19 protein-coding genes and 1 pseudogene are annotated in these 22924 nt (G+C 59.5%); 18 read left to right on the top strand and 2 right to left on the bottom strand.

Annotation, left to right across the window (positions count from 1 at the left end):
* Positions 1–191 (top strand): annotated as a pseudogene (locus tag HCZ87_RS12615) (transposase); the annotation flags it as partial.
* A 301-nt stretch (positions 192–492) separates the two neighbouring features.
* Here the strand turns inward: HCZ87_RS12615 and HCZ87_RS12620 are convergent.
* On the bottom strand, positions 493–2583 hold the full coding sequence (locus HCZ87_RS12620; protein ID WP_167644161.1) for a tetratricopeptide repeat protein: 2091 nt from the start codon (positions 2581–2583) through the stop codon (positions 493–495).
* A 215-nt stretch (positions 2584–2798) separates the two neighbouring features.
* Between HCZ87_RS12620 and secE the strand changes: the two genes are divergently transcribed.
* The 13 genes from secE (at position 2799) to HCZ87_RS12680 (ending at position 18555) form a co-directional block, all read left to right on the top strand.
* Complete coding sequence (secE, locus tag HCZ87_RS12625) at positions 2799–2996, top strand: preprotein translocase subunit SecE (protein ID WP_167644163.1); 198 nt, start codon at positions 2799–2801, stop codon at positions 2994–2996.
* Between the two features lie 177 nt (positions 2997–3173).
* A complete protein-coding gene (gene nusG / locus HCZ87_RS12630; RefSeq protein ID WP_167644165.1) occupies positions 3174–3707 on the top strand; it encodes a transcription termination/antitermination protein NusG in 534 nt (177 codons plus the stop codon).
* Positions 3708–3767: 60 nt separating this feature from the next.
* Entirely contained in the window at positions 3768–4190 is a 423-nt protein-coding gene (locus tag HCZ87_RS12635) for a hypothetical protein (RefSeq protein WP_167644167.1), read from the top strand.
* Positions 4191–4445: 255 nt separating this feature from the next.
* Positions 4446–4871, top strand: coding sequence for a 50S ribosomal protein L11 (gene rplK / locus HCZ87_RS12640; RefSeq protein WP_167644169.1), 426 nt, complete (start codon positions 4446–4448; stop codon positions 4869–4871).
* A gap of 1 nt (position 4872) precedes the next feature.
* A complete protein-coding gene (gene rplA, locus HCZ87_RS12645) occupies positions 4873–5571 on the top strand; it encodes a 50S ribosomal protein L1 (protein WP_167644170.1) in 699 nt (232 codons plus the stop codon).
* A gap of 106 nt (positions 5572–5677) precedes the next feature.
* A complete protein-coding gene (locus tag HCZ87_RS12650) occupies positions 5678–6340 on the top strand; it encodes a glycosyltransferase family 2 protein (RefSeq protein ID WP_254868633.1) in 663 nt (220 codons plus the stop codon).
* Positions 6304–6609, top strand: a complete 306-nt coding sequence (locus tag HCZ87_RS21060) for a hypothetical protein (protein ID WP_254868634.1) — start codon at positions 6304–6306, stop codon at positions 6607–6609. The genes HCZ87_RS12650 and HCZ87_RS21060 overlap by 37 nt, the downstream gene beginning before the upstream one ends.
* A gap of 333 nt (positions 6610–6942) precedes the next feature.
* Positions 6943–7461: a 50S ribosomal protein L10 gene (rplJ, locus tag HCZ87_RS12655; protein ID WP_167644172.1), complete on the top strand. Its 519-nt coding sequence runs from the start codon at positions 6943–6945 to the stop codon at positions 7459–7461.
* A gap of 81 nt (positions 7462–7542) precedes the next feature.
* Positions 7543–7917 carry a 50S ribosomal protein L7/L12 gene (gene rplL, locus HCZ87_RS12660; protein WP_167644174.1) on the top strand — a complete coding sequence of 125 codons (375 nt, stop codon included), beginning with the start codon at positions 7543–7545 and terminating at the stop codon, positions 7915–7917.
* Between the two features lie 305 nt (positions 7918–8222).
* On the top strand, positions 8223–12362 hold the full coding sequence (gene rpoB, locus HCZ87_RS12665; RefSeq protein ID WP_167644175.1) for a DNA-directed RNA polymerase subunit beta: 4140 nt from the start codon (positions 8223–8225) through the stop codon (positions 12360–12362).
* Positions 12363–12454: 92 nt separating this feature from the next.
* Positions 12455–16693 (top strand): DNA-directed RNA polymerase subunit beta', encoded by a 4239-nt coding sequence (gene rpoC, locus HCZ87_RS12670; RefSeq protein ID WP_167644177.1) that lies wholly within the window; start codon positions 12455–12457, stop codon positions 16691–16693.
* A gap of 160 nt (positions 16694–16853) precedes the next feature.
* Positions 16854–17666 carry a glycosyltransferase gene (locus HCZ87_RS12675; protein ID WP_167644180.1) on the top strand — a complete coding sequence of 271 codons (813 nt, stop codon included), beginning with the start codon at positions 16854–16856 and terminating at the stop codon, positions 17664–17666.
* A gap of 1 nt (position 17667) precedes the next feature.
* Positions 17668–18555, top strand: coding sequence for a DMT family transporter (locus HCZ87_RS12680; RefSeq protein ID WP_167644181.1), 888 nt, complete (start codon positions 17668–17670; stop codon positions 18553–18555).
* Here HCZ87_RS12680 and HCZ87_RS12685 read toward each other — a convergent pair.
* Positions 18534–19340 (bottom strand): putative rhamnosyl transferase, encoded by an 807-nt coding sequence (locus HCZ87_RS12685; protein WP_167644183.1) that lies wholly within the window; start codon positions 19338–19340, stop codon positions 18534–18536. The genes HCZ87_RS12680 and HCZ87_RS12685 overlap by 22 nt on opposite strands.
* A 390-nt stretch (positions 19341–19730) precedes the next feature.
* On the opposite strand from HCZ87_RS12685, the gene rpsL reads away from it, so the two are divergent.
* The 4 genes from rpsL to HCZ87_RS12705 all read left to right on the top strand — a co-directional run.
* Positions 19731–20102 (top strand): 30S ribosomal protein S12, encoded by a 372-nt coding sequence (gene rpsL / locus HCZ87_RS12690; protein ID WP_009810698.1) that lies wholly within the window; start codon positions 19731–19733, stop codon positions 20100–20102.
* Between the two features lie 18 nt (positions 20103–20120).
* Positions 20121–20591, top strand: a complete 471-nt coding sequence (gene rpsG / locus HCZ87_RS12695) for a 30S ribosomal protein S7 (RefSeq protein ID WP_167644185.1) — start codon at positions 20121–20123, stop codon at positions 20589–20591.
* A 20-nt stretch (positions 20592–20611) separates the two neighbouring features.
* Positions 20612–22732 carry an elongation factor G gene (gene fusA / locus HCZ87_RS12700; RefSeq protein ID WP_167644187.1) on the top strand — a complete coding sequence of 707 codons (2121 nt, stop codon included), beginning with the start codon at positions 20612–20614 and terminating at the stop codon, positions 22730–22732.
* A 64-nt stretch (positions 22733–22796) separates the two neighbouring features.
* Positions 22797–22924 (top strand): GTP-binding protein (locus HCZ87_RS12705; protein ID WP_254868635.1); only part of this gene is annotated, 128 nt, incomplete at its 3' end.

Consider the following 22924-nt stretch of genomic DNA (forward strand, 5'->3'; position numbering starts at 1 on the left):
GGAAGCGCGGTCGCCAACAGAGCTTCAGCGATGCCGCGATCCAGGCCTGCCTGACGATGAAGGTGCTCTTTGGCATGCCTCTGCGACAGACGACGGGGTTCGTTCAGAGCCTCTTGCGCCTGGTCGGGCTGGACTGGACCGTGCCGGACTTCAGCACGCTCTGTCGCCGCCAAAGGGCGCTGAACGTGAATACACGGCACTTGGAATCCCCGTCACAGAGCCCGTAGAGTAAGTCCGTTCGGGGAAGGAGGAAGCTCGCACATCAGCCGATTTGTGCAACAAGGCCGAGAAGGGTGATAACGTATTGATGTTGTTAGGGAGGCTTTTGTGCAGGTTTGAGAAATATTTAGATGATTGTAATATGTTGACGCGGTCTCCAAAACCGTAGGTAGCGGGTTCGAACCCTGCTGCCCCTGCCATTTCCAGACAAACGCCAGTTTCAATAATCCCCAGAGGCGCTGTTCCTTTGGTGTTCTGCTGGCTGCGCCCCTGTCAGGGCGCAATCGACAGATGTTCTGGCGCCAGGCCCATGCGCCAGCGATCATAGGCGATATCAAGGGCTTGCTCCAGGTTGCGGCTGTAGCCCGCTGTGTCGAAGAGCGGCGCGCTGTCGCGTTGCTGCGCGAGTTTGTTGCGAAGGCTGCGCAGCTCCTCGGGGGTCTGCGCCAGGTGAAGCGCGCGGGCCTCGTAGTCGCTTTCGCTGTCCGCGATCATTTCGTGCAGGCCGGCCGCGCTCAGCAGGCTGGCGGCAACGCGGGCGGCGAATTGCTTGCCCGGCAATGTCAGCACCGGCAGCCCGGCCCAGAGCGCATCGCTACAGGTGGTATGGGCGTTGACCGTGAAGGTATCGAGAAAGAGGTCCGCGCGTTGCAGGCGGGCAAGGTGGTCGTCTTGCTCCATCTTCTCGGCAAAGATCAGGCGGTCCGGCGCGACGCCCCGGGATTTGGCGGCGGCGCGCAGATTGGCCTCGGACTCGGCGCCACCGGACAGCAGCCAGAGCACGCTGCCCTTTACCTGAGTCAGCAGGCGCATCCAGATGTCGAGTTCGCGCGGGGTAATCTTGTAGCAATTGTTCAGGCAGCAGAAGACAAAGCCATCTTCGGGCAGGCCGCAGTCGGCGCGGCTGAGGGTTTGCGGCGCGATGGCGCGTTGATTGTCGTTGGGCTGATAGCTGTGAGGCATGCGAATCAGGTGTTCATCGAAGTGACGTTCGCTGCCCGGCGGGCTGACCACGGAATCGGTGATCAGATAATCCATCGCCGGGGTGCCCAGGGTGCCGGGAAAGCCCAGGTAGGAGATATGCACCGGGGCCAGACGCTCGGCAAAGATGGCGCAGCGGGAATGGCCGGTGAAGCCCTTGAGATCAATGGCGATATCAAGATCCTGCGCCCTGGCGACCTCGATCAGCTGCTTGTCGGAGAGGCCGAAGCAGTCGTGGAAATGATCCGCATAGGCGCGGGCGGTGGCGCGCATCTTGTCGTCGCGGGGCGCGCCGTAGGAGAAGGCGTGGATTTCAAAGCGGCTCTTGTCGTGGCTGCGCAGCAGGCCGCCGAGGAGATACATGGTGGCATGATCGTGGAAATCGGCGGAGAAATAACCGACCTTCAAGCGCTCGGGGCGCGCATCAGGGCGCGATTTTAGCGTCGGGGCGGCCTGCGTCAGGGGGAAATGGGTTCTGGCATGGGCCTGAATTCGGACGCGCAGCAGGTCGGGGTTGTCCTCCAGCATGAGCGCGGCGAAGGGCTGGATCGCGGCGTCGCGCAGGCCGAGCTGACGGCGATGGGTCTGATATTCCTCGATCCAGCGAAAATCATTCAGCATGGCCATCGCGTGGAGCTTGTAGCTGCGGGCGCGGTCGTCATCGGGTTTCTGAGCGAGAACCTTTTCAAATTCCGCGACGGCGCTGACAAATTCACGATCATTGCACAGCAGCTGGGCATGGTTGAAGCGCGCCTGACGCAAGTCGGGGTCCAGGCGCAGCGCCGTCTGATAGAGCTCGCGGGCCTTTTCATCGTTGCTGAGGCTGATTTCCGTATTGGCGTAATTGTAGAACAGGATGCCATTGTCCGGCGCCAGGGTGCAGGCGCGCTCCAGCAGATGACGGGCGGCATCGGGGCGCCCGGTGGCGGAGAGAAAACTGGCGTAGTTGTTCAGGAGGCTGACATCAGTGTCATCAAGGCGCAGGGCGATGCCAAAGTGGCTGTCGGCGTCCTGAGTGCGGCCTTGGGCGGCATAGACTTCGGCCATGCCGACATGCGCCTTGGGCAGTGCCGGCGCGAGCTCCTGTGCCTTGTTGAGGCAAGTCAGCGCATCGTCAAAGTTGTTCTTGCGGGCAAGGGCGAGGCCCATCATCGTCCAGAGGAAGGCGGAGGTTTTGAAGTCTTTCAACAGCCGCGAGCAAACCGAGGAGGTCTCGTCGAACTTCCCCGCGTTGAATACGGTCGCGATTCGCTCGATCAGCTCGGCGGGCAGCGGGTCGGCATAGCGCGCTGGCGCGTCGTCACCTTCGGGGCAGAGGGGGGCGGCGTTCAATACGCCCAGTGGCATCTCGATCGGCGGCTGTGGTGAATGTGCGAGGGGCATGACGTTCTGTCTCTCTGCAAATTGACTCTGGGGCGCTGGTCATGGCGGACCAGAGCGCAAGCAGACCATTCTGGCTGCCTGAGGCCAGTAGTGAAACCGAATGCTTAATATTGAATTGAGTGCGACGAACCGGGGCAGGCAGGCGTGGGCCTTGAATTCGGCCGGACAGTCGGTTAAGTGGCCTGTCAGTCGACAAGAGAAAGTGTGAAAGCCCTATGGCCACCATCAATCCCGTTCAGTTCATCCAGCAGGTGCGCGCCGAAGTCGGCAAGGTTGCCTGGCCGAACCGCCGCGAAGTTCTGCTGACCACGGTCATGGTGTTTGTCATGGCGGCCTTGATGGGTCTGTTCTTTGCGCTGGTGGACCTGCTGATCCGCACCGGGCTGAACGGTATCCTCGGGATGTTCGGTTAAGACACAGCTATCTGCCGGGCTTGCCTCTTGATATTGGGGGCACAGGGCGGTAGGTCATCCGACACTGGAAGAGGCGTGCGGCGATTCGCACGCCGATTTTTGTTGGGCCGCAGCCAAAGGCTGTAAAAGAGATATTTCGCGGGGCGACCCGCAGCGAACACAAGGACGATCAGGTTCATGGCGAAACGGTGGTATTCGGTCAGCGTTCTTTCGAACTTCGAAAAGAAAATCGCAGAGCAGATTCGCGCCGCGGTCGAAGAGCAGGGCCTTGAGGATCAGATCGACGAGGTTCTGGTTCCGACCGAGGAAGTGATCGAGATCCGCCGGGGCAAGAAAGTCTCCACCGAGCGCCGCTTTATGCCCGGTTACGTGCTGGTGCATATGGAGATGTCCGACAAGGGCTATCACCTGATTTCCTCCATCAACCGGGTCACCGGTTTCCTCGGCCCGCAAGGCCGCCCGATGCCGATGCGCGATGCCGAGGTTCAGGGCATCCTGGGTCGCGTGCAGGAAGGCGAAGAGACGCCGCGGACGCTTATCAGCTTTGAGATAGGCGAGCGGGTCAAGGTCAACGATGGCCCCTTCGAGGATTTCGACGGGATGGTCGAGGGCGTCGACGACGACAATCAAAAGCTCAAGGTTACCGTGTCCATCTTTGGTCGCGAAACCCCGGTGGAGCTGGACTTCACGCAGGTCACCAAGCAGGGCTGACAAGCCCCCTCGGACTGGAATTCATGGCGCCGCGTTGCATCTGCACCGCGGCGTTTTTGTTTGGCGGGTGAGCGGGAGGAAGCTGCCTTTGGTTTCTTGCAGGCCAACGTCGGCTTTTGTGCTGCCAAGCGATTTGCACTCCTCCAAGTTCAATATAAATACCTTCATATGACTATCGTAGATTTATGCCTTCTGACTGAAACGACAATCGTCTGGATGACGAGGGAGATGGCTTTCGAACGTGTTCCGGTAACAGGCGAATTTGTGCGGATCGATGCAGGCGGATTGTTGCCCCAAGTTGTAACCGAAGTCGTTCATGATGTTGATGGGTCGGCACGAGTTGTCTTGGGCGTCACCCGAAATCCGGAGGGCAAAGTTGATTTCTGGGAAACTGAGGCTGACCTAGCGGACGACGTGTCAGAGCTTCAAAACGAGGGATGGAGACTTGCGTCCAAGAAGCCAAATACGGTGTGGAAAAAGTGAGGCTAGCTTGATGCTTGTACTCGGGAGCTGATATTGGGTAATCTTGCAGCATCCGGTAGGTTCGGGCTCGGAGCGGCTATTCCGCTTTGCGGCCTCGCCCACTTGCCAACCTCTGCGTTCCCCTGTAGATGCCGCTTCTATCGTCTTCGGGCGAGATTCTCTCGTGGGAGATGAAAGGATCGCGATCCTGACATCGCTACCACGCAACGCATAACCGGGTGGAACGCGTTCCACCTTTGTTGAAAGGAAAACCACATGGCTAAGAAGCTGGTTGGTTCGATGAAATTGCAGGTCCCCGCGGGCCAGGCAAACCCCTCCCCGCCGGTTGGTCCGGCGCTGGGTCAGCGCGGCATCAACATCATGGAATTCTGCAAGGCGTTCAACGCCAAGACCGCAGATATGGAGCAAGGCGCCCCTTGCCCGACCGTGATCACCTACTATCAGGACAAATCCTTCACCATGGACATCAAGACGCCGCCCGCGTCTTATTACCTGAAGAAGGCTGCGAACCTGAAATCCGGTGCGAACAACCCGAGCCGCGAAGTCGCTGGCACGGTCACTGCCGCGCAGGTGAAAGAGATCGCCGAAGCGAAGATGAAAGATCTGAACGCGAACGATATCGAAGCCGCGATGCAGATCATCCTGGGCTCCGCCCGCTCCATGGGCATCGAGGTGAAGTAAGATGGCAAAGCTCGGTAAACGTACCCGCGCAGCGCGCGAAGCCTTTGCAGGCAAATCGAACCTCACCGTCGAGGAAGCCGTCGCACTGGTGAAGGCAAACGCCAACACCAAATTCGACGAAACCATCGACATCGCGATGAACCTGGGCGTTGACACCCGTCACGCGGACCAAATGGTGCGCGGCGTTGTTGGCCTGCCCAACGGCACCGGCAAAACCATGCGCGTTGCTGTCTTCGCACGTGGCCCCAAAGCCGAAGAAGCCCAAGCGGCTGGCGCGGATATCGTTGGCGCAGAAGACCTGATGGAAACCATCCTGTCCGGTAAGATCGAGTTTGATCGCTGCATCGCAACCCCGGACATGATGCCCGTCGTTGGTCGTCTCGGTAAGGTCCTCGGCCCGCGCAACCTGATGCCGAACCCCAAAGTTGGCACCGTGACCATGGACGTGAAAACCGCCGTGGAAGCTGCCAAAGGTGGTGAAGTTCAGTTCAAGGCGGAAAAAGGCGGCGTTGTGCACGCTGGCGTCGGCAAAGCGTCCTTTGACGAAGCCAAGCTGGTCGAAAACGTCAAGGCGTTTGTCTCCGCTGTGGCCAAGGCAAAACCGACTGGCGCCAAAGGCACCTATATGAAGAAAATCGCTCTGTCCTCCTCCATGGGCCCGGGCGTGACTGTTGATGTGGATGGCGCAGTTTCCGAGTAATCGGACCCATCCCCGACGTGATGAAAGGCGGCACCTTGGTGTCGCCTTTTTTTGTGCACGATCCTGAGGTAGATCCGGTCGGTGACGCAAATATGAGAGTGGATGAATGAGCGACGGCCAAGCGCAGATCTGGCGGGTTGGCGCCATAATGAATGAGCCTCTGCGAGAGGTGCTGAAGTTCTGCGCCTGGTATCTGGCGCTTGGCGCCGAAGAGGTGGTGATCTGTTTTGATAACCCCGAGGATCCGGCGCTGACGCTCTTGCAGGATCATCCCCGCCTGCGTTGCATCGCCTGCACGCCGGAGTTCTGGGCGGCGGTGGGGAGTGATGCGCAGGAGCGGTTTGTGCTTCGCCAGAACGCGGCGTTGAGCTGGGTCTATCAGCAATATGACAGCGGCTGGCTGCTGAACGTCGATGCCGATGAATTCCTGTTCCTGGAAGGGCGCAGCGTGGCGGCGTTTCTGGCGGGCGTGCCCGAGGCGCGCCACTCCGCGCGGATCGTGACGGCGGAGCGGATCCTTGTCGCCAGGGAGGATGGCAATACCTATTTCCGCCGCCCGATGGCCTATGAGCTGCGCAAGGCGGTCTATGGCGAAGATGTTGCGCTGTTTGGGCCGCGTCGGGCCGGGCTGGTCGGGCATCCGCAGGGCAAGTCGATCATACGCTGCGGTGTGCCGGGGCTGCGGCTTCGGCAGCATTGGCCGGTGTGGCGGGGGAGGCGCGCGAGGAGGTCGTGGATCACCACCAGGGCGCGCATCTTCTGCATATGATCGGGGCGGATTATGATATCTGGCGCAGCAAGCTTGACTGGCGCTGTGACTCGCGCGGCTTTACCGGCCCGCTGACAGAACGCGTGCAGGCCGCGCTGGCACAGCCGAACCCGGATGTGCCGCTCCGCGCGCTTTTTGCCCGGCTGCATTGCGCGACGCAGGATCTGCTGTCCCGGCTGGAGGCGCATGATTTGCTCTTGGTGTTGCGGATAAACCTGCCTGCGCTGGTCACGGAGTTCTTTGGCGTCTCGCTGGACGATCTGCCCTGAGCGCCCCGGGCAGGTCCTGCTTGCGCCTTGTGAATATGCGCGTCCGCCTTGTTTAGGGGTTGGAAATCTATCCGCTTGGGACTATGTACGGCCCACGGAGCAAAGCGTGCGATTCGTCGCGCGCTTTATTCCTTTTCGTCCAAGAAGGTGGGTGACCTGTCGATCGGGTCTTAATTTCCCTCCCGAGACGGGTAAAGACCAATGAACGATCGAGGGTTTTTTAACCTTCGGGCAATTTTGGCTCAAACCCCGTAAAACGGACTTGACCGCCGGACCCGTCAGGGCCCGGCAGAAAATGAGCCGGGACTTTTGTCCCATAACTTGGAGAGAACTGTGGATAGAGCCCAGAAAGAGAAAGTGGTCGAGGAACTCGGCCAGATCTTCGAAAGCTCTGGCGTGGTGGTCGTAGCCCACTATGTCGGTCTGACAGTTGCTGAAATGCAGGACCTTCGCGCACGTGCTCGTGACGCGGGTGGCTCCGTGCGTGTTGCCAAGAACAGGCTCGCCAAAATCGCCCTTGAGGGTAAGCCGTGTGAAAGCATGTCTGACCTGCTGACAGGGATGACCGTTCTGACCTATTCCGAGGACCCCGTGGCAGCTGCCAAGGTGGCCGAGGACTTCGCCAAGGATAACAAAAAGTTTGAGATCCTCGGCGGCGCAATGGGTGAGACCGCTCTTGACCGCGCAGGCGTTGAAGCCGTGTCGAAAATGCCGTCCCGCGACGAGCTTATTGCTCAGATCGCAAGCTGCATTGGCGCACCTGCTTCCAACATTGCCGGCGCGATTGGCGCACCTGCAAGCAACATCGCAAGCATTCTTTCGACCATCGAAGAGAAGGCGGAAGCTGCGTAAGCGGTTGGTACTGAATGACTGGCGTCGGGTGACAAACACTCACGTTGGAACACACATCTGTAAACGGAAAGAGCTAATACAATGGCTGATCTGAAAGCACTGGCTGAAAGCATCGTTGGTCTGACCCTGCTGGAAGCACAAGAACTGAAAACCATCCTCAAAGACGAGTACGGCATCGAGCCCGCAGCTGGCGGCGCAGTGATGATGGCTGGTCCCGCAGACGGCGGTGCCGCTGCTGAGGAAGAAAAAACCGAATTCGACGTCGTTCTGAAGAACGCCGGCGCGTCCAAAATCAACGTCATCAAAGAAGTCCGCGGCATCACCGGCCTGGGCCTCAAAGAAGCCAAAGAGCTCGTTGAAGCCGGCGGCAAAATCAAAGAAGGCGTGTCCAAGGACGAAGCCGAAGACATCAAAGGCAAGCTGGAAGCAGCTGGCGCCGAAGTCGAGCTGGCCTAAGCCTGCACACGGGGACATTCGAGCGCGAATTCACACTGGATTTTTCCAGGCTGGTTCTGCTCTATAGGCCTCGAAATATTTGGCTGGATCCGGGGAAACCCGGGTCCGGCTGAATCTGTCTCAGAAAGGGGCCTTTTTCACCTGACCCAGGTGGGCCCTTTTTTCAGGCAAGATTCGCTGGATCGGGAGGTCACCATTCGGGACGGTGGCCATGAATTGATCCAAATCGCGCTGTCTCTGACGGGCAAGGTGCCGGGGCCCGGCGGCATCTTGTGTGTTGAGAACTCTGAAAGGTGACATCTGACATGGCTCAATCGTTCCTTGGCCAGAAACGTCTTCGCAAGTACTACGGCAAGATCCGCGAAGTGCTGGACATGCCGAACCTCATCGAGGTTCAGAAATCTTCCTACGACCTTTTCCTGCGCTCTGGCGATGCAGAGCTGCCGCTTGACGGCGAAGGCATCAAAGGCGTGTTCCAGTCGGTGTTTCCGATCAAGGATTTCAACGAAACCTCCGTGTTGGAATTCGTGAACTACGCGCTGGAGCGTCCGAAATACGACGTTGACGAGTGCATGCAGCGCGACATGACCTATGCGGCTCCGCTGAAGGTCACCCTGCGTCTGATCGTGTTTGATGTCGACGAGGACACCGGTGCGAAATCCGTGAAAGACATCAAGGAACAAGATGTCTTTATGGGCGACATGCCGTTGATGACCCCGAACGGCACCTTCATCGTGAACGGCACCGAGCGCGTTATCGTGTCGCAGATGCACCGCTCCCCGGGCGTGTTCTTCGACCACGACAAGGGCAAGACCCACTCCTCGGGCAAGCTGCTGTTTGCCTGCCGCATCATCCCGTATCGCGGCTCCTGGCTCGACTTTGAGTTCGACGCCAAGGATATCGTCTTTGCCCGCATCGACCGTCGCCGCAAACTGCCGGTGACGACGCTTCTGTATGCGCTGGGTCTGGACCAGGAAGGCATCATGGATGCCTACTATCAGACCATCAACTACAAGCTGGAAAAATCCCGTGGCTGGGTTGCGCCGTTCTTCCCGGAACGTGTCCGCGGCACCCGCCCGACCTATGATCTCGTGGATGCCGCCACCGGCGAGATCATCTGCGAAGCCGGCAAGAAAGTTACCCCGCGCGCCGTCAAGAAGATGATCGACGAGGGCAACATCACCGAGCTTCTGGTGCCCTTCGAGCATATCGTTGGCAAATATGTCGCCAAGGATATCATCAACGAAGAAAACGGTGCCATCTATGTCGAGGCCGGCGATGAGCTGACCCTGGAATACGACAAGGGCGGCGACATCATTGGCGGCACAGTCAAGGAACTCCTGGATGCGGGCATCACCGAGATCCCGGTCCTGGATATCGACAACGTCAATGTCGGCCCCTACATGCGCAACACCATGGCAGCGGACAAGAACATGGGCCGCGATACCGCGCTCATGGACATCTACCGCGTCATGCGCCCGGGCGAGCCGCCCACCGTCGAGGCCGCCTCGGCGCTGTTTGACACCCTGTTCTTTGACAGCGAGCGCTATGACCTCTCGGCCGTTGGTCGGGTGAAGATGAACATGCGCCTGGCACTGGACGCAGAAGACACCCAGCGCACCCTGCGCAAGGAAGACATCGTCGCCTGCATTAAGGCGCTGGTGGAGCTGCGCGACGGCAAGGGCGACATCGACGACATCGACCACCTCGGCAACCGTCGTGTGCGGTCGGTGGGCGAGCTGATGGAAAACCAGTATCGCGTTGGCCTTCTGCGTATGGAGCGTGCGATCAAGGAACGCATGTCCAGCGTCGAGATCGACACGGTGATGCCGCAGGATCTCATCAACGCCAAACCGGCGGCTGCCGCAGTGCGCGAATTCTTCGGCTCTTCGCAGCTGTCGCAATTCATGGACCAGACCAACCCGCTGTCGGAAGTCACCCACAAACGCCGTCTCTCGGCGCTTGGGCCCGGTGGTCTGACCCGCGAACGTGCCGGTTTTGAGGTGCGCGACGTGCACCCGACCCACTATGGTCGGATGTGCCCGATTGAAACGCCGGAAGGTCCGAACATTGGTCTGATCAACTCGCTGGCGACCTTTGCGCGGGTGAACAAATACGGCTTTATCGAGACCCCCTACCGCGTGGTGAACAACGGTCAGGTGACCGATGAGGTTCACTACATGTCGGCCACCGAGGAAATGCGTCACACCGTGGCGCAGGCCAACGCCAACCTCGACGAGGACAACCGGTTTGTGAATGACCTCGTGTCGACCCGCCAGTCGGGTGACTACACGCTGGCCCCCAATGAGAGCGTGGACCTGATCGACGTCAGCCCGAAACAGCTGGTATCGGTCGCGGCATCGCTCATTCCGTTCCTTGAAAACGACGACGCCAACCGCGCTCTGATGGGGTCGAACATGCAACGTCAGGCGGTTCCGCTCTTGCGGGCCGAGGCGCCGCTGGTCGGCACCGGCATCGAGGAAGTGGTCGCACGCGACTCCGGCGCGGCCTATATGGCCAAACGGGCCGGGATCATCGACCAGGTCGACGCGCAGCGGATCGTGATCCGGGCAACCGAGGATCTGGAACTGGGTGACGCGGGTGTGGACATCTACCGCATGCGCAAATTCCAGCGCTCGAACCAGAACACCTGCATCAACCAGCGTCCGCTGGTGAAAGTGGGCCAGAAGGTCGAGAAGGGCGAGGTGATCGCCGATGGTCCCTCCACCGATATGGGGGAACTGGCGCTCGGCAAGAACGTGGTCGTCGCGTTTATGCCCTGGAACGGTTACAACTACGAAGACTCCATCCTGATCTCCGAGCGTATCGCACGTGACGACGTCTTCACCTCGATCCACATCGAGGAATTCGAAGTCGCGGCGCGTGACACCAAGCTTGGGCCGGAAGAGATCACCCGCGATATCCCCAACGTCGGCGAGGAAGCCCTGCGCAACCTTGACGAAGCGGGCATCGTCTACATCGGCGCCGATGTGGAGCCGGGCGATATCCTCGTGGGTAAGATCACGCCGAAGGGCGAAAGCCCGATGACGCCGGAAGAGAAACTGCTGCGCGCCATCTTTGGTGAGAAAGCCTCTGACGTGCGCGACACCTCGCTGCGGGTGAAGCCGGGTGACTACGGCACCGTCGTCGAAGTGCGCGTCTTCAACCGCCATGGTGTGGAAAAAGACGAGCGCGCGCTGCAAATCGAGCGTGAAGAGGTTGAGCGTCTGGCCCGTGACCGGGATGACGAGCTCGGCATTCTGGACCGCAACATCTATGCCCGTCTGCGGGACATGCTGATCGGCAAGATCGCTGTCAAAGGGCCCAAAGGCGTACGCGGCAATACCGAGATCACCGAGGATCTGCTGGACAACCAGCTGACCCGTGGCCAGTGGTGGATGCTCGCCCTTGAGGACGAGAAAGACGCCCAGATCCTGGAAGCTCTGAACGAGCAATACGAGGCACAGAAGCGTGCTCTGGATGCCCGTTTCGAGGATAAGGTCGAGAAAGTCCGCCGTGGCGACGACCTGCCGCCGGGTGTGATGAAGATGGTCAAAGTCTTCATCGCGGTGAAGCGCAAGCTGCAACCGGGCGACAAGATGGCGGGCCGTCACGGCAACAAAGGTGTGATTTCGCGCGTTGTGCCGATGGAGGACATGCCGTTCCTCGCGGACGGTACGCCGGTTGACTTCTGCCTCAACCCGCTCGGCGTGCCGTCGCGTATGAACGTTGGTCAGATCCTTGAAACCCACATGGGTTGGGCCGCACGTGGTCTGGGTCTGAAAATCGACGATGCGTTGCAGGACTATCGCCGGACCGGCGATCTGACTCCGGTGCGCGAAGCCATGCATCACGCCTATGGTGATGACGTCTACGACGAAGGCATCGCAAATATGGACGAGGAAACTCTGGTGGAAGCGGCCAGCAACGTCACCCGTGGCGTGCCGATCGCGACGCCGGTCTTTGACGGTGCCAAGGAAGAAGACATCAACGACGCGCTGGTGCGGGCAGGTTTTGATACCTCCGCACAGTCGGTGCTCTTTGATGGCCGCACGGGTGAACAATTTGCCCGTAAGGTCACTGTCGGCATGAAGTATCTGCTGAAACTGCACCACCTGGTCGACGACAAGATCCACGCGCGCTCGACCGGACCCTACTCGCTTGTCACGCAGCAGCCGCTGGGTGGTAAGGCGCAGTTCGGTGGTCAGCGTTTCGGGGAGATGGAGGTCTGGGCTCTGGAAGCTTACGGGGCCGCCTACACTCTGCAAGAGATGCTCACCGTGAAATCGGATGACGTCGCGGGCCGGACCAAGGTCTATGAATCGATCGTCAAGGGCGAGGATAACTTCGAGGCGGGCGTTCCCGAGAGCTTCAACGTTCTTGTGAAAGAAGTCCGCGGCCTCGGCCTGAACATGGAACTCCTGGATGCGGAGGTTGAGGAATAAGGCGCCCAAAAGTTTTTCAAAAACTTTTGCCCGGACTTTTCGAAAAGTCCGGGTGCCCCCTCTGACCCACGCCCGAATTTGAGGATATCAAAATGAACCAGGAACTGACCAACAACCCGTTCAACCCGCTGACGCCGCCGAAGGTCTTTGACGAAATCAAAGTCTCGCTGGCCTCGCCGGAGCGGATCCTGTCGTGGTCCTACGGCGAGATCAAAAAGCCGGAAACCATCAACTACCGTACGTTCAAACCCGAGCGTGACGGCCTGTTCTGCGCGCGTATCTTTGGCCCGATCAAAGACTACGAATGTCTGTGCGGCAAATATAAGCGCATGAAATATCGCGGCGTTGTCTGCGAAAAATGCGGTGTGGAAGTCACGCTGCAAAAGGTCCGCCGCGAGCGGATGGGCCATATCGAGCTGGCCGCGCCGGTGGCGCATATCTGGTTCCTGAAGTCGCTTCCCTCGCGGATCGGCCTCATGCTGGACATGACCCTGCGCGATCTGGAACGCGTGCTCTACTTTGAAAACTACGTTGTCATCGAGCCGGGTCTGACCGACCTGCAATACGGCCAGATGATGACCGAAGAAGAGTTTATGGACGCGCAGGACGCCTATGGCATGGACGCTTTCACCGCCAATATCGGCGCTGAAGCGATCCGCGAAATGCTGGCTGCGATTGATCTGGAAGCCGAAGCCGAGCAGCTGCGTGCCGAACTGGCCGAAGCCACTGGCGAGCTGAAGCCCAAGAAGATCATCAAGCGTCTGAAAGTCGTGGAGTCCTTCCTCGAGTCGGGCAACCGCCCCGAGTGGATGATCATGACCGTGATCCCGGTCATTCCGCCGGAACTGCGCCCGCTGGTGCCGCTGGATGGTGGCCGTTTTGCGACGTCGGATCTCAACGATCTCTATCGTCGGGTGATCAACCGGAACAACCGTCTGAAACGCCTCATCGAGCTGCGTGCGCCGGATATCATTGTGCGCAACGAAAAGCGGATGCTGCAAGAATCGGTTGATGCTCTGTTCGACAACGGCCGTCGTGGCCGCGTCATCACCGGTGCCAACAAGCGCCCGCTGAAGTCGCTGTCCGACATGCTGAAAGGCAAACAGGGTCGCTTCCGTCAGAACCTTTTGGGTAAACGCGTCGACTTCTCCGGTCGTTCGGTGATTGTGACCGGGCCGGAGCTCAAGTTGCACCAATGCGGTCTGCCCAAGAAGATGGCGCTCGAACTCTTCAAGCCCTTCATCTATTCGCGTCTGGAGGCCAAAGGTCTGTCCTCCACCGTGAAGCAGGCGAAAAAGCTGGTGGAAAAAGAGCGCCCCGAAGTCTGGGATATCCTCGACGAGGTGATCCGCGAACACCCGGTGATGCTGAACCGCGCACCGACGCTGCACCGTCTTGGCATCCAAGCCTTTGAACCCACGCTGATCGAAGGCAAAGCCATTCAGCTGCACCCGCTGGTCTGCTCGGCGTTTAACGCGGACTTCGACGGTGACCAGATGGCTGTGCACGTTCCGCTGAGCCTTGAGGCCCAGCTGGAAGCGCGCGTGTTGATGATGTCCACCAACAACGTTCTGTCGCCTGCCAACGGCGCACCGATCATCGTTCCCTCGCAGGATATGATCTTGGGCCTGTATTACCTCACGCTGGAGCGCGAAGGTATGAAGGGCGAAGGCATGGTCTTTGGCAACCTTGATGAGGTGCATCACGCGCTGGACGCCGGTGTTGTGCATCTGCACTCCAAAGTGGTGGTGCGGGTTCCGCAGATCGACGAAGAGGGCAACGAGGTCTTCCAACGCTTCGAGACCACCCCGGGCCGGGCGCGCCTCGGCTCTTTGCTGCCGAAGAACGCCAAGGCACCGTTTGAACTGGTCAACCGTCTGCTGCGTAAACGCGAAGTGCAGCAGGTCATTGATACCGTCTACCGGTACTGCGGTCAGAAGGAATCGGTGATCTTCTGTGACCAGATCATGACCATGGGCTTCCGCGAGGCGTTCAAGGCCGGCATTTCGTTTGGTAAAGACGATATGGTGATCCCGGACAACAAGTGGACCATCGTCGACGACACCCGCGATCAGGTGAAAGACTTTGAACAGCAGTATATGGACGGCCTGATCACTCAGGGCGAAAAATACAACAAAGTTGTGGATGCCTGGTCGAAGTGTAACGACAAGCTGACCGAAGCCATGATGTCCACCATCTCGGCGGTCAAAAAGGCAGAGGATGGCTCCGACATGGAACCGAACTCGGTCTACATGATGGCCCACTCCGGTGCGCGGGGCTCGGTGACGCAGATGCGTCAGCTGGGCGGCATGCGCGGCCTGATGGCCAAGCCGAACGGCGACATCATCGAGACGCCGGTTATCTCGAACTTTAAAGAAGGTCTGACCGTTCTGGAGTACTTCAACTCCACCCACGGTGCCCGTAAGGGTCTGTCGGATACCGCTTTGAAGACCGCGAACTCCGGTTACCTCACCCGTCGTCTGGTGGACGTGGCGCAGGACTGCATCGTGCGCGAGCGCGACTGTGGTACGGATCGTGCGATCACCGCCGAAGCCGCCGTCAACGATGGTGAGGTTGTTTCCTCCATCGGCGAGCGGGTTCTGGGTCGTGTTGCGGCCGAGGATATCAAACGTCCGGGCACCGACGAGATCATCGTGGCCTATGGTCAGCTGATCGACGAACGTATGGCCGATGCCATCGAGGATGCGGGTGTGCCGACGGCACGGATCCGCAGCCCGCTGACATGTGAGGCCGAAGAGGGCGTTTGTGCGACCTGCTATGGTCGTGACCTGGCGCGCGGCACCATGGTCAACTCCGGTGAGGCTGTCGGCATCATCGCGGCGCAGTCGATCGGTGAACCTGGTACGCAGCTGACGATGCGGACCTTCCACATCGGCGGCGTGGCCCAGGGTGGCCAGCAGTCCTTCCTCGAAGCTTCGCAAGAGGGCAAGATCGTCTTTGAGAACACCAACACGCTGGTCAACGCCAATGGCGAAACCCTGACCGTTGGTCGGAACATGAAGCTGATTATCCAGGACGAGCATGGCGAGGAACGTGCCAGCCACAAGCTGGGTTACGGCACCAAGCTGTTCGTCAAGGAAGGCCAGACGGTCAACCGCGGCGACAAGCTGTTCGAATGGGACCCCTACACCCTGCCGATCATCGCCGAGAAACCGGGGACTGCGAAATATGTGGACCTTGTTTCCGGGCTGGCCGTGCGTGAAGAAACTGACGATGCCACCGGCATGACCCAGAAGATCGTGATCGACTGGCGTGCGGCACCGAAGGGCTCTGACCTGAAACCGGAAATCATCCTGGTGGATGAAGATGGCGAACCGGTTCGCAACGATCTGGGCAACCCGGTGACCTATCCGATGTCTGTGGATGCGATCCTGTCCTGTGAAGATGGTCAGAAGATCGAGACCGGTGACGTTGTTGCGCGGATCCCGCGTGAAGGCGCCAAGACCAAGGACATTACCGGTGGTCTGCCGCGTGTGGCCGAATTGTTCGAAGCCCGTCGTCCGAAAGACCACGCGATCATCGCTGAAATTGATGGTTACGTGCGCTTTGGCCGCGACTACAAGAACAAGCGCCGCATCTCGATCGAACCGGCAGATGAGTCCATGGAGCCCGTGGAATACATGGTGCCCAAGGGCAAGCACATCCCGGTGGTCGAAGGCGACTATGTCCAGAAGGGCGACTACATCATGGACGGCAACCCGGCGCCGCATGACATCCTCTCCATCATGGGTGTCGAAGCGCTGGCGAACTACATGATCGACGAAGTCCAGGACGTGTATCGTCTGCAAGGTGTGAAGATCAACGACAAGCACATCGAGGTGATCGTTCGCCAGATGCTGCAAAAGTGGGAGATCTCGGACTCCGGCGAAACCACGCTGCTGAAAGGCGAACACGTGGACAAGCAAGAGTTCGATGCCGCCAACGAGAAGGCGCTGGCCCGGGGCAAACGTCCCGCACAGGGCGAGCCGATCCTGCTTGGTATCACCAAAGCGTCGTTGCAGACACGCTCCTTCATCTCGGCGGCGTCCTTCCAGGAAACCACCCGGGTTCTCACCGAGGCATCGGTGCAGGGCAAGAAGGACAAGCTGGTCGGCCTGAAAGAGAACGTCATCGTGGGTCGTCTGATCCCCGCAGGGACCGGTGGCGCAACCCAGCAGATGCGTCACATCGCACAGGGTCGCGACAATGTCGTGCTTGAGGCTCGTCGCGAAGAGGCCGAAGCCGCCGCAGCCCTTGCTGCACCGATGATGGATGACAGCGGTGCCGATGATGGGGATTTCCTGGTGGAGACCCCGGAAAGCCGTGATTGAGCCGCATCGGTTCTGACATGATTTGAGAAAGCCCCGCGTCCACCGTGACGCGGGGCTTTTTCGTCGCGCGCGCGGGGCACTGCGTCGCTGGTGCTTGGCTCTTGGCAAGAGCGCGGTGGCGTGGTTTCACTGAGGTCACGCATAAATCGGGAGCATCGGGGTGGCGGCTACATTCAACACGGTTGGGGTCATTCGATTTTCGGTGCTGACACCGACGTTTAACGCGGATCGGTTTCCCAGCCTGGATGCGGCGGCGGAGGCGATTTTTGCCGATGACCGTATGGCCCTGCGCCTGCATCTGTTTGAGCGTCTTTGCCTGCCGTCGCTCCTGCGCCAAAGCGACGAGGATTTTCACGTGGTGGTTGCCACGTCGGACCGGATGCCGGCGCGCCACCTGTCCTATCTCAAGGAGCTGCTGGCGCCGCATCGCCAGATCAGCCTGGTGCCGTTTGCGCCAGACAATCACTATGGGATCTTGAAACAAGCCTATGCGAAGGTGCCCAAGCGCGGCGAGAGCCACCGGATCCTGTTTCGGCTCGATGATGATGACGCGCTGGATGGCGCGTTTATTCGCCGAACTAAACGGCTGGCCACTGGTCTGCTGCCGCTGCAACCCACGCCAGAGACGCAATTCGCCATTGCCTATAATCGCGGGATCTATCTGATCAAACGCGAGGGGCAGGCGCCGCAGGTGGTGGACAGCTGCGAACGTGCGCCGCTGTCGGCGGGTACCGTGCTGGTGCGGCCCGCAGAAGGGCGAGCCAATCCCTATCGGTTCAACCACCGCAAGCTTGCCCAGCATTACCCGTTGTTTTCGGATATCTCTGTGCCCTCCTTTATTCGCACGGTCCATTGGGACAATCACTCCACCCCGGCGCTGATGGGGCTGACGGGGCGACAGTCGGAGGTCGGGATTGACCGCGACCTGACGGCGCATTTCGGCCTGACGCTGGCTGAACTGAAGGCGCTTTGAGATGAGCGAGCGTTTGAGCCCGAACCAGCAGGGGGCGCTGCTGATGCTGGGCAGCATGGCGTGTTTCACCTGCAATGATACGCTGGTCAAACTGGTGGGCGAGACTGTGCCGCTCTGGCAGATGGTGACGGTTCGCGGCGCGCTTGCGAGCTTGCTCTTGCTGGGGCTGGCACAGAAGCTGGGCGCGTTGCGGTTTCGCTTTGGGCGTCGCGATTGGGCCTTGGTGCTGGCGCGCTGCGGCGCGGAGATGGGGGCGACCTATTTCTTCCTGTCGGCCCTTTTGCAACTGCCGCTGGCGAATGTGACCGCGGTGTTGCAGATGCTGCCCCTGACGGTGACACTCGCGGCGGCGCTGTTCCTGAAAGAGCGGGTCGGCTGGCGTCGCAGTCTTGCGATTCTGCTGGGGTTTGGCGGCATGCTGTTGATCGTGCGTCCGGGCAGTGCCGATTTTGGCGCGGCGACATTTTACGCGCTTTTGTCGGTGGTCTTGCTGACCCTGCGTGACCTACTGACCCGGCAGATGTCGGCGGCGGTGCCCTCGCTGACAGTGACCTTCCTTGCGGCGTTTTCTGTCATGCTCTTTGGCGTCGGGCTTGGGGCGAGCGCCGGTGAGGGCTGGCAACCCATCGGCCTGCGGGAATATGCGCTTCTGGGCGCGACCTCGGTGCTGATTCTTCTGGCCTATCTCTTTGCGGTGATGACCATCCGCGTGGGCGAGGTCTCTGCCGTGGCGCCGCTGCGCTACACGGGGTTGGTCTGGGCCCTGGTGCTGGGCTGGTTGATCTTTGGGGAGTGGCCCTCGGCGCTGACGCTTCTGGGGGCTGGTATCGTGGTCGCGGCAGGGATGTTCACGCTGCTGCGCGAGCGTCAGGTGGCGGAAAACACCTGACGCACCACATCCTCGCGCAGGGCAAAGCGGGCCTCGAATGCGCCGCGCAGCTCGGGCGTCAGGGGGCTGACCGGCACGGGTTTGACGGGCTTTTGACGCGAGTCATTGGAACTGTGATGCCCGCGCACGAACATCGGCGCATCAGAGAGGGTCACCGTCGGCATGAAGCGCAGGATCTTTTCATGGGCGAAGTTCATGATCGTCTGCGGCGAGCCGCCTTTTACATACATGCCAAGCGCGGCGACATAATAAGGGCGATGGATCTCGGTCGCCCGAATACCGTCCGCGCCGAATTCGGCCACATAGCCCATGTTGAAATCCACCGCGACGGCGCGGTTGCGGGCGATCAGGCCGGGACAATTCGCGATGGTCTGGCGGAGGCGCTCGACGAAATCGACCGAGACCGCATCGTCGTCGTCATAGCGAAATTGCAGGCAGGGCGCGTCCGGGTCGCGGCGCGCGGCGTTCAGAATGTCCTTCATGATCGGGCGTTGCTTGCGGGGCGGGTGTTTTTCGATCCGAAGCTGCGGCATGTCGGCGATCAGATCGCGCAGGCGGCTTTCGTGATGGGGGGGCAGGCTGTCGCCGATGACGATGATCAGTTCAAAATCCGGGTCGGTCTGTTCGCGCAGGCAGGGCAGGGCGACCGCCTCAAAAAGGCGAAAGCGCTCCTCCATGCGAGCCTCGTTGTAGAGGAAGGCCATGCGCTCTTCGATGCTGTCATGTTCGACTTGAAAACCGCCAATTGCAGGATAGGAAAAGCGGCAGAGACCGATCACTTGCATTGGGTATCCTGTCTGGCAGATCATCCGCTGCGACTATGACGCCAGCCGCCCTGCCTTGCAATGCGTCGTGGCCGCTGGCGGCAGGCCCGCTGGGCGTTGCGCCGGGGGCGGGCTGTTGACAAGGGGCGCGACTCTGCATATACGCGCGCTATCCAGCTCCGGGGGAGAAGTCCCCCTTATGCTGTTGTCATATCTGTAGTGGCTCAAGGTCCGGGAACTTTTATCACCCGAACCCTCTGTAAACCCACCGCGACGTTCACCTCGGAATGGGAGCGTTTGCGGTTTTTGCGTTTGCGTAAGTGGCAGATGCAGATGAATTCGCCGCACGTACACCGGGGCATTCCGGGCCACGTGCACTAACATATGTTGCAAAACGGGGAACTTACCGGAATGCCAACGATCCAACAGCTGATCCGCAAACCGCGTCAGCCGAAAATCAAACGCTCCAAATCCATGCACCTGGAGCAGTGCCCGCAAAAACGTGGCGTCTGCACCCGTGTCTACACCACCACACCGAAGAAACCGAACTCCGCTATGCGGAAAGTGGCCAAGGTTCGCCTGACCAACGGTTTTGAAGTGATCTCCTACATCCCGGGTGAATCCCACAACCTTCAGGAACACTCCGTGGTTCTGATCCGTGGCGGCCGGGTAAAAGACCTTCCGGGTGTCCGTTACCACATCCTGCGTGGTGTTCTGGATACCCAGGGCGTTAAAGACCGTAAGCAGCGTCGCTCCAAATACGGCGCGAAGCGTCCTAAGTAAGAAGAAGGATAAACAAAGATGTCCCGTCGTCACGCTGCAGAAAAACGCGAGATCCTGCCCGACGCCAAGTTCGGCGACCGCGTTCTGTCTAAATTCATGAACAACCTGATGATCGATGGTAAGAAATCGGTCGCAGAGCGTATAGTCTACAACGCGTTCGACCGCGTTGAAGCGAAAATCAAGCGCGCACCTGTCGAAGTCTTCCACGAAGCGCTCGACAACGTGAAACCTTCCGTCGAGGTTCGCTCTCGTCGTGTGGGTGGTGCCACCTACCAGGTGCCCGTCGAAGTGCGCCCCGAGCGTCGTGAAGCGCTCGCGATCCGTTGGTTGATCACCGCCGCGCGCGGTCGCAACGAGAACACAATGGAAGAACGCCTCGCCGGTGAGCTCCTCGATGCTGTACAAAGCCGGGGTACTGCCGTTAAGAAGCGCGAAGACACGCACAAGATGGCTGAGGCAAACAAAGCCTTCTCGCACTATCGCTGGTAACTCTTTAGAGGCTCATCCAAATGGCACGCGACTATCCGCTAGACCGCTACCGCAACTTCGGTATCATGGCGCACATCGACGCAGGGAAAACCACCTGCTCCGAGCGCATCCTGTTTTACACCGGCAAATCCCACAACATCGGTGAGGTGCACGATGGTGCAGCCACCATGGACTGGATGGAGCAGGAACAGGAACGCGGCATCACCATCACTTCGGCTGCGACCACCACCTTCTGGGAACGCACCGAGGACGGCCAGACTGCCGACACCGAAAAGCACCGTCTGAACATCATCGACACCCCCGGCCACGTTGACTTCACCATTGAAGTTGAACGCTCGCTGGCGGTTCTCGATGGTGCCGTATGTGTGCTCGACGCCAATGCCGGCGTTGAACCCCAGACCGAAACCGTGTGGCGTCAGGCTGACCGCTACAAGGTTCCGCGTATGGTTTTTGTCAACAAAATGGACAAAATCGGCGCGGACTTCTTCAACTGCGTTCGCATGATTGAAGATCGTACCGGCGCGCGCGCTGTTCCCGTCGGTATTCCGATCGGCGCAGAGAACGAGCTGGAAGGTCTGATCGACCTCGTCACCATGGAAGAATGGCTGTGGCAGGGTGAAGATCTGGGTGCGTCCTGGATCAAAGCTCCGATCCGCGACAGCCTGAAAGACATGGCCGACGAATGGCGCGGCAAAATGATCGAAGCGGCCGTCGAAATGGACGACGACGCGATGGAAAACTACCTGATGGACGGCGCAGAGCCCGACGTCGCGACCCTGCGCAGCCTGCTGCGTAAAGGCACGCTGTCGCTCTCCTTCGTTCCGGTTCTGGGTGGCTCCGCGTTCAAGAACAAAGGCGTTCAGCCGCTGCTCAACGCTGTGATCGACTATCTGCCGAGCCCGCTCGACGTTGTTGATTACATGGGCTTCAAACCCGGCGACGAGACAGAAACCCGTGACATTCCGCGTCGTGCGGATGACAACATGGCGTTCTCTGGCCTGGCGTTCAAAATCATGAACGACCCCTTTGTTGGCTCCCTGACCTTCACCCGGATCTATTCCGGCGTGCTGAACAAGGGCGACAGCATCCTGAACTCCACCAAAGGTAAGAAAGAGCGCATCGGTCGTATGATGATGATGCACTCCAACAACCGGGAAGAGATCGAGGAAGCCTTTGCAGGCGACATCATCGCGCTGGCGGGTCTGAAGGACACCACCACCGGTGACACTCTCTGCGACGCCAAGGATCCGGTGGTTCTGGAAACCATGACTTTCCCCGATCCGGTGATCGAGATCGCCGTGGAGCCCAAAACCAAGGGCGACCAGGAGAAAATGTCCCAGGGTCTGGCCCGTCTGGCCGCAGAAGATCCGTCCTTCCGCGTGGAGACCGACATCGAGTCCGGTCAAACCATCATGAAGGGCATGGGCGAACTTCACCTGGACATCCTGGTGGACCGTTTGAAGCGCGAGTTCAAAGTCGAAGCCAACATCGGTGCCCCGCAGGTGGCTTACCGCGAGACCATTGGTCACGAGGTCGAGCACACCTACACCCACAAGAAACAGTCGGGTGGTTCGGGTCAGTTCGCTGAGGTGAAGATGATCATCTCGCCGACAGAAGCTGGTGAAGGTTATTCGTTTGAGTCCCGCATCGTTGGTGGTTCGGTTCCCAAGGAATACATCCCGGGCGTTGAAAAAGGCATCAACTCGGTTATGGATAGCGGCCCGCTGGCTGGCTTCCCCGTGATCGACTTCAAAGTTGCCCTGATCGACGGTAAGTTCCACGACGTTGACTCCAGCGTTCTGGCGTTTGAGATCGCAGCCCGTATGTGTATGCGTGAAGGCATGCGCAAAGCTGGCGCGAAACTGCTGGAACCGATCATGAAGGTCGAAGTGATCACCCCGGAAGAATACACCGGCGGTATCATTGGTGACCTGACCTCCCGTCGTGGTCAGGTGTCCGGCCAGGAGCCGCGCGGCAATGCGATTGCGATCGACGCAAACGTGCCGCTGGCGAATATGTTCGGCTACATCAACACCCTGCGCTCCATGTCCTCGGGCCGCGCGCAGTTCACCATGCAGTTCTCGCACTACGATCCGGTCCCGCAGAACATCTCTGACGAGATCCAGGCGAAATACGCTTAATCAGCAAAAGAATTGAGGGGATGCGCAAAGGCGCATTCCCTCCCAACGCTAAAAGGAGGCCATCATGGCTAAGGAAAAGTTTGAACGTAATAAACCGCACGTCAACATCGGCACCGTTGGCCACGTTGACCACGGTAAAACCACGCTGACCGCAGCAATCACCAAATACTTCGGTGACTTCAAAGCCTACGA

Origin of the sequence: Phaeobacter sp. HF9A, assembly GCF_011806385.1 — a bacterium.
Classification (GTDB): domain Bacteria; phylum Pseudomonadota; class Alphaproteobacteria; order Rhodobacterales; family Rhodobacteraceae; genus Epibacterium.

What these genes read in the sequence shown, in the direction of transcription:
- HCZ87_RS12620 (WP_167644161.1), bottom strand. Translation starts at nt 2,583, where the DNA reads ATGCCCCTCGCACATTCACCACAGCCGCCGATCGAGATGCCACTGGGC.
- rplL (WP_167644174.1), top strand. Translation starts at nt 7,543, where the DNA reads ATGGCTGATCTGAAAGCACTGGCTGAAAGCATCGTTGGTCTGACCCTG.
- HCZ87_RS12685 (WP_167644183.1), bottom strand. Translation starts at nt 19,340, where the DNA reads ATGCAAGTGATCGGTCTCTGCCGCTTTTCCTATCCTGCAATTGGCGGT.
- rpoB (WP_167644175.1), top strand. Translation starts at nt 8,223, where the DNA reads ATGGCTCAATCGTTCCTTGGCCAGAAACGTCTTCGCAAGTACTACGGC.
- nusG (WP_167644165.1), top strand. Translation starts at nt 3,174, where the DNA reads ATGGCGAAACGGTGGTATTCGGTCAGCGTTCTTTCGAACTTCGAAAAG.
- rplA (WP_167644170.1), top strand. Translation starts at nt 4,873, where the DNA reads ATGGCAAAGCTCGGTAAACGTACCCGCGCAGCGCGCGAAGCCTTTGCA.
- rpsG (WP_167644185.1), top strand. Translation starts at nt 20,121, where the DNA reads ATGTCCCGTCGTCACGCTGCAGAAAAACGCGAGATCCTGCCCGACGCC.
- rplK (WP_167644169.1), top strand. Translation starts at nt 4,446, where the DNA reads ATGGCTAAGAAGCTGGTTGGTTCGATGAAATTGCAGGTCCCCGCGGGC.
- rpoC (WP_167644177.1), top strand. Translation starts at nt 12,455, where the DNA reads ATGAACCAGGAACTGACCAACAACCCGTTCAACCCGCTGACGCCGCCG.
- fusA (WP_167644187.1), top strand. Translation starts at nt 20,612, where the DNA reads ATGGCACGCGACTATCCGCTAGACCGCTACCGCAACTTCGGTATCATG.
- HCZ87_RS12650 (WP_254868633.1), top strand. Translation starts at nt 5,678, where the DNA reads ATGAGCGACGGCCAAGCGCAGATCTGGCGGGTTGGCGCCATAATGAAT.
- rpsL (WP_009810698.1), top strand. Translation starts at nt 19,731, where the DNA reads ATGCCAACGATCCAACAGCTGATCCGCAAACCGCGTCAGCCGAAAATC.
- HCZ87_RS12680 (WP_167644181.1), top strand. Translation starts at nt 17,668, where the DNA reads ATGAGCGAGCGTTTGAGCCCGAACCAGCAGGGGGCGCTGCTGATGCTG.
- secE (WP_167644163.1), top strand. Translation starts at nt 2,799, where the DNA reads ATGGCCACCATCAATCCCGTTCAGTTCATCCAGCAGGTGCGCGCCGAA.